The organism is Streptomyces sp. NBC_00122, from assembly GCF_045160845.1.
Classification (GTDB): domain Bacteria; phylum Actinomycetota; class Actinomycetes; order Streptomycetales; family Streptomycetaceae; genus Streptomyces.
In genome coordinates, this window is the sequence record NZ_CP108191.1 from 420,614 (window position 1) to 439,538 (window position 18,925).

14 protein-coding genes are annotated in these 18,925 nt (G+C 73.4%); 8 read left to right on the plus strand and 6 right to left on the minus strand.

Going from position 1 to position 18,925, the window contains the following annotated elements:
* Window positions 1-12 precede the first annotated feature (12 nt).
* Window positions 13-1,386 (minus strand): cryptochrome/photolyase family protein, encoded by a 1,374-nt coding sequence (locus OG737_RS01975; RefSeq protein ID WP_405680335.1) that lies wholly within the window; start codon window positions 1,384-1,386, stop codon window positions 13-15.
* Complete coding sequence (locus tag OG737_RS01980) at window positions 1,383-2,981, minus strand: SDR family oxidoreductase (protein ID WP_405680334.1); 1,599 nt, start codon at window positions 2,979-2,981, stop codon at window positions 1,383-1,385. The genes OG737_RS01975 and OG737_RS01980 overlap by 4 nt, the downstream gene beginning before the upstream one ends.
* Before the next feature lie 143 nt (window positions 2,982-3,124).
* Here OG737_RS01980 and OG737_RS01985 point away from each other — a divergent pair, with 143 nt between their 5' ends.
* The 4 genes from OG737_RS01985 (at window position 3,125) to OG737_RS02000 (ending at window position 6,941) form a co-directional block, all read left to right on the plus strand.
* Window positions 3,125-3,652, plus strand: a complete 528-nt coding sequence (locus OG737_RS01985) for an Lrp/AsnC family transcriptional regulator (RefSeq protein ID WP_328924388.1) — start codon at window positions 3,125-3,127, stop codon at window positions 3,650-3,652.
* Window positions 3,649-4,326 (plus strand): HAD family phosphatase, encoded by a 678-nt coding sequence (locus OG737_RS01990; RefSeq protein WP_328924389.1) that lies wholly within the window; start codon window positions 3,649-3,651, stop codon window positions 4,324-4,326. Before OG737_RS01985 ends, OG737_RS01990 begins: the two co-directional genes overlap by 4 nt.
* Before the next feature lie 83 nt (window positions 4,327-4,409).
* On the plus strand, window positions 4,410-5,792 hold the full coding sequence (locus tag OG737_RS01995) for a cytochrome P450 (protein WP_405921123.1): 1,383 nt from the start codon (window positions 4,410-4,412) through the stop codon (window positions 5,790-5,792).
* 60 nt (window positions 5,793-5,852) lie between these two features.
* Entirely contained in the window at window positions 5,853-6,941 is a 1,089-nt protein-coding gene (locus OG737_RS02000) for an FAD-dependent oxidoreductase (RefSeq protein ID WP_328924391.1), read from the plus strand.
* Between the two features lie 22 nt (window positions 6,942-6,963).
* Here OG737_RS02000 and OG737_RS02005 read toward each other — a convergent pair whose 3' ends face one another.
* From OG737_RS02005 to OG737_RS02015, 3 genes are all read right to left on the minus strand, one after another.
* Window positions 6,964-7,785, minus strand: coding sequence for a hypothetical protein (locus tag OG737_RS02005; protein WP_328924392.1), 822 nt, complete (start codon window positions 7,783-7,785; stop codon window positions 6,964-6,966).
* 186 nt (window positions 7,786-7,971) lie between these two features.
* Window positions 7,972-8,838 (minus strand): endolytic transglycosylase MltG, encoded by an 867-nt coding sequence (gene mltG / locus OG737_RS02010; RefSeq protein WP_328924393.1) that lies wholly within the window; start codon window positions 8,836-8,838, stop codon window positions 7,972-7,974.
* A gap of 63 nt (window positions 8,839-8,901) precedes the next feature.
* The gene (locus OG737_RS02015; RefSeq protein WP_328924394.1) at window positions 8,902-10,764 is read right to left on the minus strand and encodes an ABC transporter ATP-binding protein; all 1,863 of its coding nucleotides are present in this window, start codon (window positions 10,762-10,764) and stop codon (window positions 8,902-8,904) included.
* A gap of 96 nt (window positions 10,765-10,860) precedes the next feature.
* Here OG737_RS02015 and OG737_RS02020 point away from each other — a divergent pair, with 96 nt between their 5' ends.
* The 4 genes from OG737_RS02020 (at window position 10,861) to OG737_RS02035 (ending at window position 18,055) form a co-directional block, all read left to right on the plus strand.
* Window positions 10,861-11,313, plus strand: coding sequence for a MarR family transcriptional regulator (locus tag OG737_RS02020; RefSeq protein ID WP_328924395.1), 453 nt, complete (start codon window positions 10,861-10,863; stop codon window positions 11,311-11,313).
* Window positions 11,314-11,353: 40 nt separating this feature from the next.
* Window positions 11,354-14,290: an FAD-binding and (Fe-S)-binding domain-containing protein gene (locus OG737_RS02025; protein ID WP_328924396.1), complete on the plus strand. Its 2,937-nt coding sequence runs from the start codon at window positions 11,354-11,356 to the stop codon at window positions 14,288-14,290.
* Between the two features lie 148 nt (window positions 14,291-14,438).
* On the plus strand, window positions 14,439-16,277 hold the full coding sequence (locus OG737_RS02030) for an ABC transporter ATP-binding protein (protein WP_328924397.1): 1,839 nt from the start codon (window positions 14,439-14,441) through the stop codon (window positions 16,275-16,277).
* Entirely contained in the window at window positions 16,274-18,055 is a 1,782-nt protein-coding gene (locus OG737_RS02035; protein ID WP_328924398.1) for an ABC transporter ATP-binding protein, read from the plus strand. The genes OG737_RS02030 and OG737_RS02035 overlap by 4 nt, the downstream gene beginning before the upstream one ends.
* A 75-nt stretch (window positions 18,056-18,130) precedes the next feature.
* Here the strand turns inward: OG737_RS02035 and OG737_RS02040 are convergent, their stop codons facing one another.
* A complete protein-coding gene (locus tag OG737_RS02040; protein ID WP_328924399.1) occupies window positions 18,131-18,922 on the minus strand; it encodes a metal-dependent hydrolase in 792 nt (263 codons plus the stop codon).
* Window positions 18,923-18,925 lie beyond the last annotated feature (3 nt).

The following is an 18,925-nucleotide window of genomic DNA, read 5'->3' on the forward strand; positions in this document are numbered from 1 at the left end:
GCGCGCGAGGGCTCAGCCGGTCCCGCGCCCCCGCCGGAAGCGGTCGAGGCCGTCGGCGAGCTCCACCACCGGGTCCGGGTAGTCGTACCGCGCCCGTTCCAGGCCCTGCAGCCGCCACGGCTCGTGCACCTGCGGGGCGGGGAGCCCGGCGAGCTCCGGCACCCAGCGGTGGACGTAACGGCCCTGCGGGTCGTACCGCAGGCCCTGCCGGACGGGGTTGAGCACCCGGTTGGGGCGGGTGTCGGTGCCCGTGCCCGCGGTCCACTGCCAGTTGAGCTGGTTGTTGGCGAGGTCCCCGTCGACCAGGAGGTCCAGGAAGTGGCGCGCCCCGGTCCGCCAGTCGACGTACAGCGTCTTGGTGAGGAAGCTCGCGGCGAGCAGGCGGCCGCGGCCCGGCATCCAGCCCTCGTGACGCAGCTGGCGCATCGCGGCGTCCACCACCGGGTAGCCGGTGCGGCCCTCCTTCCAGGCCTCGGTCTCCTCCTCGGCGGCCGCGCCGGTGCGCCACCGGTCCTGCCGGGCGCGGTAGTCCTCGGCGGCGGCCTCGGGGCGGGCGGCGAGGACCTGGTGGTGGAAGTCGCGCCAGCAGAGCTGCCGGACGAAGGCCTCGGCGCCGGGCCCGCCCGCGGCACGGGCCCGGTGGACCGCCTCGGCGGCCGAGAGGGTGCCGAAGTGCAGGTGCGGGGAGAGCCTGGAGGTGGCGTCCCCGGCCAGGTCGTCGTGGGTGTCCTCGTAGCGGGTGATGCCGGAGCGCAGCCAGTTCGCCAGGAGCCGGCGGGCCTCGGTCTCGCCGCCGCGGGCCAGGCCCGGGGAGACGCCGGTGAGGGCGCCGCGCACGGGCAGCGGCTCGGAGCCGACGCCTTCGGGGAGCCGGACGGTACGGGGCGCCGCGGCGACGGGCCGCGGCGGCAGTTCGGCCCAGCGGCGGAAGTACGGCGTGAAGACGGCGAAGTGGTCGGAGCCGGCGGGCAGGACGGCTCCGGGGGCGACGGCCGTGACCACCGTGTCGTGCACATGGAGCCGGCGGCTCTCGGCTTCGAGGGCGGCGCGCAGCCGCTCCTCGCGGGCGTGGGCGTAGCCGCTGACCCCGGCGGCCATGTGCACCTCGTCGGCGTCGGTCTCCCGTACGAGTGCGCAGACCTCCCGGACGGCGTCCCCGGAGCGGATCACGAGGCGGCCGCCGCGCTCGCGCAGTCCGGCGTCGAGGTCGGCGAGGCAGTCGGCGAGGAAGGCCTGGCGGTTGGGCGGGGCGAATCCGGCGGCCGCGAGGGCGCGGTCGCGGACGAAGAGCGGGACCACCCGGTCGCAGGAGGAGAGGGCCGCGCGCAGCGGCGGATGGTCGTGCAGGCGCAGGTCGGAGGTGAACAGGACCACCGCTACGTTCATGGCTCTCGCTCCTCGTCGGGCTGGGGAGGACGGCTGTCGTGCGGTACTTCGGCCACGGGGGCCCCGCCGGATGCAGGAGATGCGGGGGATGCATGAGACGGGAGGCCATCGGCCGTGTCCGGACGTTCGGCGGCGCGGGCGATGTTGCGGGCCATCCCGCCGAAGACCACGGTGTGGAAGGGGGACACGCTCCACCAGTACATGTGGCCGAGCAGTCCGTGCGGGTGGAACAGCGCCCGCTGCCGGTAGCGCGCGCGACCGCTCTCGGGGCAGGGGTCCACGTACATCTCCAGCCAGGCCAGGCCGGGCAGCCGCATCTCGGCGCGCAGGCGCAGCAGCCGCCCCGGCTCGATCTCCTCCACCCGCCAGAAGTCGAGGGAATCGCCCACGCGCAGCCGGGTCGCGTCGCGGCGGCCGCGGCGGATGCCGACCCCGCCGACGAGCCGGTCCAGCCAGCCCCGTACGGACCAGGCCAGCGGGAAGGAGTACCAGCCGTTCTCCCCGCCGATGCCCTCCACCACCCGCCACAGCGCGCCGGGCGAGGCCTCGACGGCCTTCTGCCGCCGGTCGGTGTAGAGGCTGCCGCCCGCCCAGTCAGGGTCCGTGGGCAGCGGGTCGCTGGGCGCGCCCGGCACGGAGGCGGAGGACCAGCGGGTGGTCACCTCGGCTTCCCGCACCCGCCGGAGGGCCAGCGACAGGGCCCGGTCGACCCCGATCGGCGTGCCGGGCGGGTCAGGAACGTGGCGCGCGATGTCGTGCTCCGCGCAGACCACCTCGTGGCGCAGTGATTCGGCGAGCGGCCTGGCCAGCGCCCGCGGTACGGGGGTGACCAGGCCGATCCACAGGCTGGACAGGCCGGGGGTGAGCATCGGGACGCGCAGGATGAGCCGGTGGGGCAGCTCGGCGACGGCGGCGTAGCGGCGCATCATCTCCTCGTACGTGACCACGTCCGGGCCGCCGATGTCGAAGGCCCGGTTCACCTCCGGCGGCATGGCGGCGCTGCCGACGAGGTAGCGCAGGACGTCGCGCACGGCGATGGGCTGGCAGCGGGTGCCGACCCAGCTGGGGGTCACCATGACGGGCAGCCGTTCGGTGAGGTAGCGCAGCATCTCGAAGGAGGCGGACCCGGAGCCGATGATGACGGCGGCACGCAGGACGGTGGCCGGTACGGGACCGGCGAGGAGGATCTCGCCGACCTCCGCTCGGGATCGCAGGTGCGGGGAGAGCTCGCGGACGGGGATGCCGGTGGGGGTGAGCCCGCCGAGGTAGACGATGCGGCGGACGCCGGCGCCGTGGGCCTGCTCGGCGAAGATGCGGGCGGCGGCGCGGTCGCGCTCCTCGAATCCGGAGCCGCCGCCGAGGGCGTGCACGAGGTAGTAGGCCACGTCGATGCCTTCCAGGGCCTCGGCCACGGACCGCGGGTCGGTGGCGTCGCCGCGGACGGTCTCGGCCTGTCCGGCCCAGGGGTGGTCGCGGAGTTTCTCCGGGGACCGGGCCAGGCAGCGGACGCGGTGTCCGGCGCCCAGGAGCTCGGGAACGAGCCGGCCTCCGATGTAGCCGGTGGCGCCGGTGACCAGGCAGTTCAGACCTGACATGGCTCGCTCCGCTCGTGGATCCGGTTCCGAGTGCCGACCAGAACACAGTCGCCCCTCGCACCCGGGAGTGCCATGCGGGCCGCCCCGCGGTTCACCCGCCTCGGCAAGATCCGGGTGAACCGGGCCATTGGTACAGTCGCGGCATGGCGGTGGACGAGCTCGACACCAGGATCCTGCGCCTGCTGATCGAGCAGCCGCGGACCAGCGTCCGCGAGTACGCCCGGATCCTCGGGGTCGCGCGGGGCACCCTCCAGGCCCGTCTGGACCGGCTGGAGCGCACCGGGGTGATCACCGGGACGGGGCCCGTCCTCTCGCCCGCCGCTCTGGGGCATCCGGTGCTGGCCTTCGTACACATCGAGGTGACCCAGGGGCATCTGGACGACGTGGGTGACGCGCTGGCCGCCGTCCCCGAGATCATCGAGGCGTTCTCGATCACCGGTGGCGGGGATCTGCTGACGCGGGTGGCCGCCCGGGACAACGCGCATCTGGAAGACGTGATCCAGCGGCTGATCCAGCTCCCGGGCGTGGTCCGCACGCGCACGGAGGTGGCCCTGCGCGAGCGGGTTCCGCACCGGCTGCTGCCGCTGGTCGAGTCCGTGGGACGGGCCGCCCGCACGAGCCGACAGCATGACCGGACAGGACAGGACCGGCAGGACGGGCGCAGCGGATGATCTCCGTCATATTCGATCTCGACGGCACCCTCGTGGACAGCGAGCCGAACTACTACGAATCGGGACGCCGCACCCTCCGGCAGCACGGGGTTCCCGATTTCACCTGGGAGGAACACTCCCGGTTCATCGGCATCGGCACCCTGGAAACGCTGGAGACCCTGAAGGACCGGTACGGCATCCGGGCGCCGGTCGAGCAGCTGCTCGCCGAGCAGAACGCCGCCTACCTGGAGCTGGCCCGCGCCGGGACCGAAGCCTTCCCCGAAATGCGGAAGTTCGTGGAGCGGCTGCATGCCGAGGGCGTGGCGATGGCGGTGGCCTCCGGCTCCTCGCGCGCGGCGATCGACGCGGTGCTGGCCGGCACCGGGCTGGACGCCCTGCTGACGACGGTCGTCTCCGCCGAGGAGGTCGCGCACGGCAAGCCCGCCCCGGACGTGTTCCTGGAGGCGGCCCGCCGGCTGGGCGCCGGCCCCGCCGACTGCGTGGTCGTCGAGGACGCGGCCCCGGGCGCGCTGGCCGCCCTCGCCGCGGGCATGGACTGCGTGGCGGTCCCGTACGTGACGGACACCGCGCACGATCCGGCCTTCGCGACCGCCGGGCTGCTCTTCGCGGGCGGGCAACGGGAGTTCACCGCGGCCGCGGCGTACGACTGGCTCGCCGCGCGCGTGGCCACCTGACCCGTCGCGGCACTCGCACGGGGATCGGCGAACGGCGCGGCGACGCTCTGGCGCCCGGTCCCGACGGCTGCCACCATGCCTGCGTGACCGCCACCACGCTGCCCCGGGGTGCCGGGCACGGGCCGCGTCCATGGCCCCTGCTCGGGAATCTGCCCGCCTTCGCCCGTGACCCGCTGGCCTTCTTCGAGTCCCTGCGCGACGAGTACGGCGACTGGGTGCCGTGGTCGCTGGGCCCGCAGCGCAATGTGCTGGTCTCACGGCCCGAGCACGTCGGTGAGCTGCTCGGCGCCGTGGAGGGCACCTTCAAGCCGATGGAACTGGGCTGGGCCTTCCACCAGTTGCTCGGCGAGGGGGTGGTCGTCGCCACCGGCGACGACTGGCGGCGCAAACGGGCCCTGGTCCAGCCCGCCGTGCGGCCGCGCCAGGTCCGCTCGTACGCCGCGACGATGGTGGAGTGCGCGGACGCGCTGGCCGGCGGCTGGGCCGAGGGCGAACGGATCGACGTACACCGGGAGATGGCCGGACTCACCCAGCGGATCGCGGTGCGCACGCTGTTCGGGAGCGACGCCGCCGGCCGGGAGGCGCCCATCAGCGCGGCCATGGCCACGGCCCAGCGGGAGCTGGGAGCCGAGTTCCGGGGGCTGACCCTGTTCCTGCCGCCGTGGGTACGGACGCCCGGGCGGCGCCGGATGCGGGAGGCGGTGGCGGTCCTCGACCGCGAGATCGCGCACGTCATCGGCGAGCACGAGGCGGCCACGGCGGCCGGGGTCGAGCGCGACGACCTGCTGAGCCGGCTGCTCGCCGCCCGCGACGAGCACGGCGCCCCGCTCTCCCGCAAGGAGCTCCGGGACGAGTCGATCACCCTCTACATCGGCGGCCACGAGACCACCTCGACCACCCTGACCTGGGCCTGGCAGCTGCTGTCGGGGGCGCCCGAGGCGCGGGCCCGGCTGACCGAGGAGCTGGACCGGGTGCTCGGCGGACGGCTGCCCACGTACGACGACTACGACCGGCTGCCGTGGACCCGGCAGGTGGTCAAGGAGGCGCTGCGGATCTATCCGCCGATCTGGCTGATCTCCGCGGTGGCCGTGGAGGGCGCGAGCATCGGCGGGCGGCCGGTTCCCGCGGGGACGGCGGTGTGGACCAGCCCGTGGTCGATGCACCGGGACGAGCGCTGGTTCCCGGATCCGGAGGACTTCCGCCCCGAGCGGTGGGACGCGGACGCCCCGCACCCGGTGCCGGAACACGCCTGGTTCCCCTTCGGCGGCGGCCCGCGGGCCTGCCTGGGGGCGCGGTTCGCGCTGGTGGAGGCCGCGCTCCTGCTGGTGGTGCTGGGGCAGCGGTTCCACCTGGACAGCGGGAGCGGGCGGGCCGCGGTGTTCCCGGGGCTCACCCTCCAGCCGGCCGGGCCGGTCCTGGCGACGCTGCGCCGCCCGGGCCGGCCCGGTGGTGGCTGCGGCCGCTGACGCCCTGAGCCGGCAGACGGCCGCGGGAAGATCCCGCAGCCGTCGCGAGTTGGTAGAACCGTGAACAATGTGACGTGGAACGTGGACGTGGCGGTCATCGGCGCTGGACAGGCCGGCCTGTCCAGCGCGTACCACCTGACGCGGGCGGGGATCGACCACGTGGTCCTGGACCACGCGCCCCGACCGGGCGGGGCCTGGCAGTTCCGCTGGCCCTCGCTCACCTACGGCAGGGTCCACGGGATGCACGCCCTGCCCGGCATGGAGCTGACGGGCGCCGACCCGCTGCGCCCGTCGTCCCAGGTGATCGGGGAGTACTTCGCCGCCTACGAGGAACACTTCGGCCTGCGCGTACGGCGCCCCGTGGACGTGTCGGCCGTACGCGAGGGGGACGCCGGACGGCTGCGCGTGGAGACCTCGGCCGGGGACTGGTCGGCCCGGGCCCTGATCAACGCCACCGGGACCTGGGACCGGCCGTTCTGGCCGCGCTACCCCGGCCAGGAGACCTTCCGGGGCCGCCAACTGCACACGGCGAACTACCCGGGGCCCCGCGAGTTCGCCGGGGCCCGGGTGATCGTGGCGGGCGGCGGCACCTCGGCGGTGCAGCACCTGCTGGAGATCTCCGAGGTGGCCGCGGAGACCACCTGGGTGACACGGCGGCCCCCGGTCTTCCGCGACGGGAGCTTCGGCGAGGCCGAGGGCCGGGCGGCGGTGGCTCTGGTGGACGAGCGGGTCCGCCGGGGACTGCCGCCGCACAGCGTGGTGAGCGTGACCGGGCTCCCGCTGAACGAGGCCGTCCGGGCCGGGCTGGCGTCGGGAGTGCTCGACCGCCGACCCATGTTCGACCGGATCACCGCCACCGGTGCGACCTGGGCGGACGGCAGTCACGTGGACGCGGACGTCATCCTGTGGGCCACCGGCTTCCGCGCGGCCGTCGACCACCTGGCGCCGCTCCGGCTGCGCGAACCGGGCGGCGGCATCCGGATCGACGGGACCCGGGCGGTGCGCGACGAGCGGGTCCACCTGGTCGGCTACGGCCCGTCGGCATCGACGATCGGCGCCAACCGGGCGGGCGGAGCCGCGGTCCGCGAGATCCGCCGCCTCCTGGACGGCGAGCGGGCGGGCGAGCCGGTCGCAGCCCCCGTGGGCTGAGCCCGCTGCGGGACCCTCAGTCTCAGTCGGCCTCCTGTTCGTCGATGGGGAAGATCCGGTCCGGGGCGCCGCCGGCCGCGCGGTCCTCCCGGGTCGGGTACACCCAGCCCATCCCGTCGCGCACGGCCAGAACGGGATCGGTCCAGTTCTCGGTGTCCTCTGGGACGAGGATGCGCGTGGTGCCCCGCTCCGCGTCGTGGATCAGGAGCGAGACGATGTTGTACAGCTGGGAGCCCATGGGGCCGAGCCCCTGCTCGGGGTGATCCTTCGGGCCCTCTATCCGGATCGTGAAGAAGCGCTCGTCCACCCAGAAACCGCCCTTGTCCAGCCACTGGCCCTCCCCCACGCGGACGCCGTCCACCCAGAGCCGCGCTTCGGCCGGGTGGTCGCGGAACAGGAGCACCGACCGGTGGTTGTCGCCGTCGGCGAAGGTCACGTCGATCTCCCGCTTGGACCAGCAGTCGATGAAGCTGCTGCACGCCCCGGGTATCCCTCCGTACCGATAGCTCGCGAGCTTTTCGCCCGGCGGTACGACGGGATCCTGACTGCAGATCTCGGCGAAGCGGCAGGCCCGGTCGACACGCCGGGTGCAGCCGAGCCCCATCGCCGCGATGTCGCGCGCCGCGGCCTGCGAGAGCAGTTCCCCCAGCCGTTCCACGTACCGTTCCTCGCCGACCAGGGCGGTCAGTTCGACCTCGTCGAACCACCAGTGGATCAGGTCCACTCCGACGGGGGAACGCGCCAGCCAGCCCTGCCACTCGACCGCGCTGCGACCCCACCGTTCGACCATGCGCTGGTGTCCCGCCCGCTCGGCTGCCGCGGCGGCCTCCGCGGCAGCGTCCATGCGCTGCTGAATGCGCTTTCCGATCGACTCCGCGTCGAACGCGAGCTCGCCCGTCGTTTCCGCGCTCGTTTCCGCGCTCGCTTCAGCCTTCGTTTTCGCTCTCCATGGCCATTTCACGGTTCGCCCCCTGGGTCCACGCACTCGGCAGGCCGCCGATCGTAGAACCGTCACGGGGTCGACCGCGCCTCATTTCCCGGTGGCAGCCCCCTGGCCTGCGCGGGAACCCGCCTGGCCCCGGAGCCGGTTGAAGTCGGCCACGTGTTTGCGGTGTTCGTCGTAGGTCACCGAGAAGCGGGTGTCGCCCGGTTTGACGGTGACGAAGTAGAGCCATTTGCCGGACGTCGGTGCGACCGCTGCCGCCATGGCGTGCAGGCCGGGGCTGTCGATCGGGGTGGGCGGGAGCCCCTGGCGCTCGTAGGTGTTGAAGGGGCTGTCGATCCGGGTGTCGCTCAGCCTGGTGTCCACCGTGCTGCGGTTCAGCGCGTAGTTGATGGTGGAATCCATCTGGAGCGGCATCGACTTCGCCAGCCGGTTGTGCACCACCCGGGCGACCTTGCCCATGTCGGCGGGGCCGTCGGCTTCCGCTTCGATGATGCTGGCCAGGGTGGCCGTCTGGTACGGGGTCATCCCGTGGGCCTTGCCGCCGTCCGCGACGGCCTGGGTGGCGAGGTTCCGGTTCGTCGTCTGCACCATGTACGCGAGGAGCCCGCCCGGGGTGGTCTTCGAGGTCACCGGGTAGGTGGCCGGGAAGAGGTAGCCCTCGGGGTTCCCCTTCGCCTCGGCGGGCAGGGCCAGGCCGGCGGTGGGCACGGCCGCCTTGGCCGAACCGGCCGGGAGCCCCAGTGCGCGGTCGATCGCCGCGTACACCTGTGGTGCCCGCCATCCCTCGGGGATCACCAACTGACGTGGCTTCTCCGGCTCTTCACCGCCCTGCAGCAGCGGGATCAGGACTGCCGCCCCGATCGCGACCAGCGTGCCGAGGAAGAGCAGCGCCAGCCGGCCCCGGCGGGTGAGCCGGGAACGACGCCGTGGCGGCCGGTACTCATGACGCATGCGGGAAAGCTAACCCGCACATCAACCTATTTCCGACAACCACTCGGCGCGCCGGTCGTACGGTCACACATTCACCGGAGCGAGCTCGGCGTCCTGCACCGCCGTCGGCGGCGGCTGCGCCGCGTCCCGGTCGCGGCGGACCAGGGCCGCGTACCGGCCGTCGGCCTTCAGCAGTTCCTCGTGGGTACCGCGCTCGGCTATCCGGCCCGCGTCCAGGACCACGATCTGGTCGGCGTCGCGGACGGTGGAGAGGCGGTGCGCGATGGTGATGGTGGTACGGCCCTGGGAGAGGTTGTCGATGGCCCGCTGGACGGCGTGCTCGGTGCGCGTGTCGAGGGCGCTGGTGGCCTCGTCGAGGATCAGCACCGGCGGGTCCCGCAGGATGGTGCGGGCGATGGCGAGGCGCTGCTTCTCGCCGCCGGAGAACCGGTAGCCGCGCTCGCCGACCAGGGTCTGGTACCCGTCGGGCAGGGACTCGATGTGGTCGTGGATCTGGGCCGCGCGGGCCGCTTCGGTGATCTCCTCGTCCGTCGCGTCCGGCTTGGCGAAGCGCAGGTTGTCCGCGACCGAGGCGTGGAAGAGGTACGTCTCCTGGGAGACCACGCCTATGGAGCGGGCCAGCGAGTCGAAGTCGAGGTCGCGCACGTCCACCCCGTCGAGGGCGACCCGTCCGCCGGTGACGTCGTAGAGCCGGGGCACCAGGTAGCTGAGCGTGCTCTTGCCGGAGCCGGTCGGGCCGACCACGGCGAGGGAGCCGCCGGCCGGGACGGTGATGTCGATTCCCGTGAGGGTCGGGCCGCTCCGGGCGTCGTACGCGAAGTGCACGTCCTCCAGGCGGATCTCGCCCTTGGCCCGCTCCAGGCGCACCGCGTCCTCGCGCTCGGTGATGTCCACCGGCAGGTCGAGGTACTCGAAGATGCGGGCGAAGAGGGCGAGCGAGGTCTGGATCTGCACACCGGTCGACAGCAGGCTCACGGCGGGCCGGAACAAGCCCTGCTGGAGGGTGACGAAGGCGACGAGGGTGCCGACGGAGAGCGAGGGGGCGCCCGTCTGGAGGGCTATGCCGGCGGCCCAGTAGATGAGCGCGGGCATGGCCGCCATGACGATGCCGATGGTGGACATCCGCCAGCGTCCGGCCATGCTGGAGCGCACCTCGAGGCCGACGAGCTTCTCGGACTCCTCCGAGAACGCGGACGTGAGGGACCCGGAGCGGCCCATCGTGCGGCCCAGCAGGATGCCGCTCACCGACAGCGACTCGGTCACGGTCGCGGCCATGGCGGCCATCTGCTTCTGCCGCTGCGTGGTGATCTTCTTCCGCTCGCGGCCGACCCGTCGGCTGATCCACACGAAGACGGGGAGCAGGAGCAGCGACACCAGGGTGAGCCGCCAGTCGAGCGCGAGCATGGCGACGACGGAGGCGATGACGGCCGTCAGGTTGGAGACGAGTGAGGTCGCGGTGGAGGTGACGGTGGCCTGCATGCCGCCGATGTCGTTGGCTATGCGGGACTGCACCTCACCGGTGCGGGTCCGGGTGAAGAAGGCCAGCGGCATCCGCTGGAGCTGGGCGTAGACGGCGGTCCGCAGGTCGTGCATGACGCGCTGGCCGACCGTGGTGGAGATCAGGGTCTGGAGCACGCCGAAGACGCTGGTGACGACCGCCGTGAGGATCATGCCGAGGGCGAGCAGGCTGAGCAGCCCGGTACGGCCCTCGGGGATCGCGACGTCCAGGATCTCCTTCAGGAGGAACGGCGAGGCGACGCCGACCAGCGAGGAGGCGGCGACCAGCAGGCCGACTACGGCGAGGCGGCCGCGGTAGGGCCGGAAGAGGCCCATGATGCGGCGCAGCTCGCGCGGCTGCTCCGCCGGGGCGGGCCGGTCGGGGTCGAGGGGGACTTTCGATGGGGTCCAGTTCGGTTCGTCGCGCATGGGCACCCTCTCGGGGGGTCGGAGGTCGAGGCCATTGGAGCATAGGTCATTGTTACCTATACTCACAATGAATGGGGTCCTGATATCGTTCCCGGCATGAGCTCCGCCTCCGACACCGATCGCCTCCTCGCCGAACAGCTGCTGCGCCTGACGCGCAGGCTCCACCGGATCCAGAAGCGCCACATGGAACCGCTCGGGATCACTCCCGCCCAGGGTCGGCTGCTGCGCCTCGTCTCGCACTACGAGGACGGCCAGGCACCACGAATGGCGGATCTCGCCGCCCGCCTGGAGGTCGTCCCGCGCGCCGTGACCACCCTCGTGGACGGCCTGGAGGCGGCCGAATGCGTGCGCCGCGCGCCCGACCCCGCGAACCGCCGCGTCATACGGATCGAGCTCACCGACACCGGCCGCGCCACGCTGCGCCGTCTGCGCAACGCGCGGACCGACGCGGCAGAGGAGATCCTGGCCCCATTGACCGCCGAACAGCGCGAGGTGCTCGGCGGACTGCTGAACGCCCTGTCGGACGCCCCGGCGGAGCGCCGCTGCTGACGGGGCCACGCGTGGGCCGCGATGAGGCGAGGGGTCCCACATGCCGCTGCTGGAACCGAGGCCCGGGGCGCTGCGCCCGCGCAGCATCAGCGGCCCCGCCCCCGACCGGGTGCCCGGGCACCGGGCCGCCGGCACCCCGGAACCGCTGCGCACCGAGCTGGCCGAGCTGCTCGGCCCCGAGAAGGTGCTGTGGAAGATCTCCGACCTGGTCCGCTACGCCTCCGACGCCTCCCCCTACCGCTTCGTCCCCCAGGTCGTGGTGATCGCCGAGGACATCGACGACATCTCCGCGGTCCTCTCGTACGCCCACGGCCGCGGGCGCGAGGTCGTCTTCCGTGCCGCGGGCACCTCGCTCAACGGGCAGGCCCAGGGCGAGGACATCCTCGTCGACGTACGCCGCCACTGGGCCGGCATCGAGGTGCTGGACGGAGGCCGGCTGGCCCGGATCCGGCCCGGCACCACCGTCTTCCGGGCCAATGCCGCCCTCGCCCGGCACGGCCGCGTGCTCGGCCCGGACCCGGCCAGTGCCATCGCCTGCACCCTCGGCGGAGTCGTCGCCAACAACGCCTCGGGCATGACGGCGGGCACCACGAGGAACTCGTACCGCACGCTCTCCTCCCTCACCCTCGTGCTCCCGGGCGGCACGGTGGTGGACACGGCGGACCCGCTGGCCGACGAGGAGCTGGCGCGCGCCGAGCCGGCCCTGTGCCACGGGCTGATGGGGATCAAGGCGGAGATCGAGGCCGACCCCGCGCTGGTCGCCCGGATCCGCGCCAAGTACGAGATCAAGAACACCACGGGCTACCGGCTCGACGCCTATCTGGACGGCAACACCCCCGTGGAGATCCTGCGCGGGCTGACGGTCGGGTCGGAGGGCACCCTCGGCTTCATCGCCGAGGTCGTCTTCGACACCCTCCCGCTGGACCGCGAACTCTGCTCCGCCCTGCTGTTCTTCCCCTCGCTGCCCGCCGCGGCCGCCGCCGTACCGCTCTTCAACGAGGCCGGCGCCTTCGCCGTCGAGCTGATGGACGGCAACACCCTGCGGGCCTCGGTCAGCGTCGCGGGCGTCCCCGCCGACTGGGCTGACCTGCCCAAGGACACCACCGCCCTGCTGGTGGAGTTCCGCGCACCGGACGAGGCCGGCCGGGACGCGTACGAGCGCCGCGCGACGCGGCTGCTCGCCGGACTCGACCTCGTCGCCCCGGTTGCCTCGGTCACCAACGCCTTCACCCGGGACCCCAGGACCATCGGCGGCTACTGGACGGCTCGCAGGGCCTTCATCGCCGCCGTCGGCGGAGCTCGCGCCCCCGGCACCACGCTGATCACCGAGGACTTCGCGGTGCCCCCGTCCCGGCTGGCCGAGGCCTGCGAGGCGCTCCTCGAACTCCAGGCGGAGCACGGCTTCGACTCGGCCGTCGCCGGGCACGCCGCCCACGGCAACCTGCACTTCCTGCTCGCCTTCGACGCCGCCGACCCGGCGGACGTCGAGCGGTACGCGGCCTTCATGGACGCCTTCTGCCGGCTCACCGTGGAACGCTTCGACGGCTCGCTGAAGGCCGAGCACTCCACCGGGCGCAACATGGCGCCCTTCCTGGAACTGGAGTGGGGGGCCAAGGCCACCGAACTGATGTGGCGCACCAAACGAGTCGTCGACCCGGAGGGGGTGCTCGCCCCGCGGATCCTCCTCGACCGCGACCCGCAGGCGCACCTGCGCGGTCTGAAGACCATTCCGCGGGTGGAGGAGGTGGCCGACCCGTGCATCGAGTGCGGATTCTGTGAACCGACCTGCCCCAGCGGGGACCTGACGACCACTCCGCGCCAGCGGATCGTGCTGCGCCGCGAGATGACCCGCCAGCAGCCCGGCTCCACGGTGCTGGACGGGCTGCTCGACTCCTACGGCTACGACGCCGTCGACACCTGCGCGGCCGACTCCACCTGCAAGCCGGCCTGCCCGGTCGGCATCGACACCGGCGCGCTGATGAGGGATTTCCGCCACCGCCGGCACAGCGCCCGCGAGGAGCGGGCCGCGGAGCTGGCCGCGCGGCGGTTCCGTGCCGTCGAGACCGCCACCCGGCTCGCGGTGGCCACCGCCGATCAGGTGAGGAGCCGGTTCGGGGACCGCCTGCTCGAGGCTGTCACAGGGGCCGCCCGCAAGGCCGTACGACCGGACCTGGTGCCGCGGTGGCTGCCGCAGATCCCCGGAGCCGCGGCGCGGCGACTGCCCTCCACCCGGCGGGTGGGCGCCTCGGCGGTGTACTACCCGTCCTGCGTCAACCGGATCTTCGGCGGTCCCGACGACCGGCCCGGGCCCTCCCTGCCACAGGCCGTGGTGGCCGTGTCGGAGCGGGCCGGGAAGCCCGTGTGGATCCCCCGTGACGTGACCGGCACCTGCTGCGCGACGATCTGGTACTCCAAGGGCTACGACGCCGGGAACCGGGTGATGGCCAACCGCATCGTCGAGGCGGCCTGGGGCTGGACCGCCGGCGGACGGTTGCCGCTGGTCGTCGACGCCTCCTCCTGCACCCTGGGCATCGCCCACGAGGTCGTCCCCTACCTGACGGAGGGGAACCGGTCCCTGCACGCGCAGTTGCGCATCGTCGACTCGGTGGTCTGGGCGGCCGAGGAGCTCCTGCCGCACCTGGAGATCCGTCGCACGGCCGGCTCGGCGGTCCTCCATCCCACCTGTTCGATGCGGCACTTGGGTGACGAGGGACAGCTGCGGACCGTCGCCGAGGCGTGCGCCGACGAGGTGGTGGTTCCGGACGACGCGGGGTGCTGCGCCTTCGCGGGTGACCGGGGCATGCTGCACCCCGAGCTGACGGCCTCGGCGACGGCACGCGAGGCCGCCGAGGTGACGGCGCGGCCGTTCGACGCGCACCTGTCGGCGAACCGGATGTGCGAGGTGGGCATGGAGCGGGCGACCGGGCGTGGCTATCACTCGGTTCTGCTCGAACTGGAGCGTGCCACCCGCCCCTGAGTCGCTTTTCTGACCTCGCGCTACGTCGTAGGGCGGGCCCGTAAACCTCCCCGCGGCGAGGCGTGGGGGACGGAAAATCGATTGCCCGGCTCCGGTCAGGAAGGCGAACCTTGCACGGTTTGGACCACTCGACCAGTCATGGGGCGTCATGCAGATCAGCGATCTTCCGTATCCGGACCCCGGGGTACCGGACGCCCGCTCCGGGCCCCGGTTCCTGGTGTGGCTGGGCCGGGGTCAGCTCGGCGGACAGCTCAAGAGCCTGTGCTGGGGACTGGTGCACTTCGGCGGCATCGCCGGACTGCCGTACGCGGTGGGCACGGGCATCGACGCGGTCGTCGACCGCGACTCCACCCGGCTGCTCCTCGTCGGCGGGCTGCTGGTGCTGCTCGGCGCCGCCATCTCGCTCGGCGACGCCATGCTGCACCGGACGGCCGTCACCAACTGGATCACGGCCGCCGCTCGCGTGCAGCAGCTGCTGGCGCGCAAGACCGCCGAGCTGGGCTCCGCCCTGACCCGCCGGGTCGCCGCGGGCGAGGTGGTCGCGGTCTCCACCGGCGATGTCGAGAAGATCGGCTGGTTCGTCGAAGCGGTCTCCCGCTTCCTCGCCGCCGCGTTCACCGTCGTGCTCGTCTGCATCGGTCTGCTGTTCTACGCGCCCGAGCTGGGCGTGGTCGTGGCGCTCGGGGTGCCGCTGGTCGCCCTGGCGGCGCTGCCGTTGCTGCCCCGCGCCACCCGACGCGCCGACATCCAGCGGGAGAAGGCGGGCAAGGCCACCGAGCTGGCCTCCGACACCGTCGCGGGTCTGCGGGTGCTGCGCGGCATCGGCGGCGAGGAGCTCTTCCTCGGCCGCTACCGCGAGGCATCGCAGGAGGTCCGCAAGGCGGCCGTGCGCAGTGCCCGGATGTGGGCGCTGATCTCGGCGATCCAGGTACTCCTGCCGGGCACGCTGCTGATCACGGTGGTCTGGTACGGCGCCGCGCTCGTGGCGGACGGGCGCATCGCGGTGGGTGAACTCGTCGCGGTGTTCAGCGCGGTGGCCACGCTGCTGTACCCGCTGCGCCACTTCGAGGAGATCGCCATGGCGTACTCGTTCTCGCGGCCCTCGGCCAAGCGGGCTGCCCGGGTGCTGTCGCTGACCCGTACCGACGCCGCCGAGCGGCCGCCGGCCGCCGAGGCACCCGAGGCGCCGTCCCCGGGCGCGGACCTGTACGACCCGCAGACCGGACTGCTGGCCCCCGCAGGCCGGTTCACCGCCGTCGTGTGCGGGGACCCGGACCTGGCGGGCCGGCTCGCGGAGCGTCTCGGCGGCCACCCGATGGACGCGGACGCCGATGCCGCCGCCGGACCCTCGGCGCTCCTCGGCGGGGTCGCGCTGGACGAGCTCGCGCTGGACACCGCGCGCACGCTGGTCCTCGTACAGGACAAGGATCCGGTCCTGCTGTCCGGGACCCTGCGCGAGCTGTTCGACGTACCGTCCTCGGGGGCGACCCCGTCCGGTGCGGCCCTGGCGGCGGCCCAGTGCGCGGACGTCCTGGACGCGCTGCTGCAGTCGGCGCCGGACGGGGTCGACGATCCTATGGACGCGCGGATCACCGAGCGCGGCCGGTCGTTGTCCGGCGGGCAGCGCCAGCGGCTCGCGCTGGCGCGCTCCCTGGTGACCGACCCGGAGGTGCTGGTGCTGGACGAGCCGACCTCGGCGGTCGACTCGCACACCGAGGCACGGATCGCCGACGGGGTCGCGTCCCTGCGCGCCGGGCGCACCACCGTGGTCCTGGCGTCCTCGCCGCTGCTGCTGGACCGCGCCGACCGGGTCGTCCTCATCCACGAGGGCACGGTCGCGGCGGTCGGTACGCACCGCGAACTGCTGCACGGCGAACCGCTCTACCGGGCGGTCGTCACGCGCGAGACGGAAGAGGAGCAGCAGGTCGCGCCCCACGGGCTGACCGAGCTGGAAGAAGCACTCACAGAGATCGAGGAATCCGCATGATCGGCGTGGCACCGCCGGAGTACGATCCGGCGGCCCCCGAGTCGGCCGCGACCCTGCCCGTGGGCACGTCGGCGACCGTACGGGGCTATGTGCGCGGCCTGTTCCGGCGACACCGGCGGGCCTTCGCGGTGCTGGTGGGCGTCAACGCCGTCGCGGTGATCGCCTCCATGGTCGGCCCGTACCTGCTGGGCCGGGTCGTGGACGATCTCGCGGCGGGGGCGCGGGAGCTCCATCTGGAGCGCGTGGCGCTGCTGTTCGCGGTGGCTCTCGCCGTCCAGGCGCTCTTCGTCCGGCTGGTCCGGCTGCGCGGGGCGATGCTCGGCGAGGAGATGCTCGCCGATCTGCGCGAGGACTTCCTGGTGCGGTCCGTGGGGCTGCCGCCCGGTGTGCTGGAGCGCGCGGGCACCGGTGACCTGCTGTCGCGGATCACCACCGACATCGACCGGCTCGCCAACGCCATGCGCGAGGCCGTGCCGCAGCTGGCCATCGGCGTGGTGTGGGCGGGGCTGCTCTTCGGGGCGCTCGCGGTGACGGCGCCGCAGCTCGCGCTGGCCGCGCTGGTGGCGCTTCCGGTGCTGGTGATCGGCTGCCGCTGGTACTTCCGGCGGGCGCCGTCGGCGTACCGCTCGGAGGCGGCCGGCTACGCGGCGGTCGCGGCCGCGCTCACCGAGACGGTGGACGCGGGCCGCACGGTCGAGGCGCACCGTCTCGGGAAGGACCGGATCGCGCTGTCCGAGCGCCGGATCAAGCAGTGGACGGCGTGGGAGCGGTACACGCTGTTCCTGCGGACGGTCCTGTTCCCCGTCGTCAACGTCACGTACGTGACGATCCTCGGCTCCGTGCTGATGATCGGCGGGTACTGCGTGCTGCGGGGCTGGATGTCGGTGGGACAGCTGACCACGGGTGCACTGCTGGCCCAGATGATGGTCGATCCGATCGGGCTGATCCTGCGCTGGTACGACGAACTGCAGATCGCCCAGGTCTCGCTGGCCCGGCTGGTGGGCGTGCGGGAGATCGAGCCGGACGCCGGGGACCCGAGGGTCGGGCCCGAGGGCCGGGAGGTCCGGGCGGACGAGGTGCGCTTCGGCTACCGGGAGGGCGTGGACGTACTGCACGAGGTGTCGATGTCCGTGCCGCCGGGCACCCGGATGGCGCTCGTCGGCCCCTCGGGTGCGGGCAAGTCCACGCTGGGCCGGCTGCTCGCGGGCATCTACGCGCCGCGGACCGGCGAGATCACCCTCGGCGGGGCGCGGCTGTCGCGGATGCAGGCGGAGCGGGTGCGCGAGCACGTGGCACTCGTCAACCAGGAGCACCACGTGTTCGTGGGTTCGCTGCGGGACAACCTGCGCCTGGCCAGGACGGGCGCCGCGGACACGGAGCTGTGGGCGGCGCTGGGTGCGGTGGACGCGGACGGCTGGGCACGCGCCCTGGAGGCCGGCCTGGACACCGAGGTCGGCTCCGGGGGCACGGCGCTGACCCCGGCTCAGGCGCAGCAGGTCGCGCTGGCCCGGCTGGTGCTGGCGGACCCGCACACGCTGGTGCTGGACGAGGCGACCTCATTGCTGGACCCGCGTGCGGCACGGCACCTGGAGCGTTCGCTGGCCCGGGTGCTGGACGGCCGTACGGTCATCGCGATCGCCCACCGGCTGCACACCGCGCACGACGCGGATGTGATCGCGGTGGTCGAGGGCGGCAGGATCAGCGAACTCGGATCGCACGACGAGCTGGTCGCCGCCGACGGCGCGTACGCGGCGCTGTGGCGGTCCTGGCACGGGTGACCCCGGTGCGCGGGGCGACCGGGGGGCGGCCGGACCACCGGGGGTCCGGCCGCCCCTCGGCGTCCGGGACCGGTCCTAGATGAAACCGAGGGCCGAGGCGCCGCCAAAGCCGCCGAGCAGCAGGAACACCGGCATGAGGACCTTGAGCTCCACCCAGCTGCCGGCCCGGAAGCGCATCATCTTCGGCGGGCCGATCGGGTACCAGCGCTTGCCGGCTATCGGGAGCGGCCACAGGACCGGGCAGCCGGAGACGGTCAGGGCGTCGCCGATGTCGTGGACCAGGGCTCCGAGCAGGATCGGCAGGCCGAGCCAGAGGTACTCCTGCCCCGGCGCGGTGAACAGCCAGCCCGCGCCGTTGCCGGGCTGGTCGAGCACACCGGCCAGGATCCACGCGCTGGTCGCGCCGAGCAGCCAGACGAGGATGTCGCTGGACATCCGGGCGGCCCGCCACAGCAGGCCTTCGACCGCGAGCACCAGGTGGACGAAGAGCAGCGCGAGCACGCCCCAGCGGTCGGCGGTCACGGCGAGCGCGGACGCACCTGCGCCTATCAGGACGGCCCAGAGCCAGGTGTGCGTCAGGGTGCGGTGGCCCCCGGTGCGGCGGGCGTCCTTCGGCGAGCGCGTGGCCTTGTAGACGGCGTAGGAGATCTTGTCGACCACCTCGCACAGTCCGCGGGAGAGCGGGCCGAAGGCGCGCGAGATCGTCGCCGACTTGTGGTCGAGATCGGGGGCGAGGGCGGCTCCGGCACAGATCAGCGCCCCGACGACCAGGACCGGCCACGGCATGGGGTGCCCGGCGGCCGCGGTGGCCGCGCCCACCCCCAGCCAGGCCGCCGCCCCGGAGAGTGAATGCGCCGGACCCATCATGGT

Coding starts and splice junctions, on each gene's coding strand:
- OG737_RS01975 (WP_405680335.1), bottom strand. CDS start 1,386: ATGAACGTAGCGGTGGTCCTGTTCACCTCCGACCTGCGCCTGCACGAC.
- OG737_RS01980 (WP_405680334.1), bottom strand. CDS start 2,981: ATGTCAGGTCTGAACTGCCTGGTCACCGGCGCCACCGGCTACATCGGA.
- OG737_RS01985 (WP_328924388.1), top strand. CDS start 3,125: ATGGCGGTGGACGAGCTCGACACCAGGATCCTGCGCCTGCTGATCGAG.
- OG737_RS01990 (WP_328924389.1), top strand. CDS start 3,649: ATGATCTCCGTCATATTCGATCTCGACGGCACCCTCGTGGACAGCGAG.
- OG737_RS02005 (WP_328924392.1), bottom strand. CDS start 7,785: ATGGACGCTGCCGCGGAGGCCGCCGCGGCAGCCGAGCGGGCGGGACAC.
- mltG (WP_328924393.1), bottom strand. CDS start 8,838: ATGCGTCATGAGTACCGGCCGCCACGGCGTCGTTCCCGGCTCACCCGC.
- OG737_RS02015 (WP_328924394.1), bottom strand. CDS start 10,764: ATGCGCGACGAACCGAACTGGACCCCATCGAAAGTCCCCCTCGACCCC.
- OG737_RS02020 (WP_328924395.1), top strand. CDS start 10,861: ATGAGCTCCGCCTCCGACACCGATCGCCTCCTCGCCGAACAGCTGCTG.
- OG737_RS02025 (WP_328924396.1), top strand. CDS start 11,354: ATGCCGCTGCTGGAACCGAGGCCCGGGGCGCTGCGCCCGCGCAGCATC.
- OG737_RS02030 (WP_328924397.1), top strand. CDS start 14,439: ATGCAGATCAGCGATCTTCCGTATCCGGACCCCGGGGTACCGGACGCC.
- OG737_RS02035 (WP_328924398.1), top strand. CDS start 16,274: ATGATCGGCGTGGCACCGCCGGAGTACGATCCGGCGGCCCCCGAGTCG.
- OG737_RS02040 (WP_328924399.1), bottom strand. CDS start 18,922: ATGATGGGTCCGGCGCATTCACTCTCCGGGGCGGCGGCCTGGCTGGGG.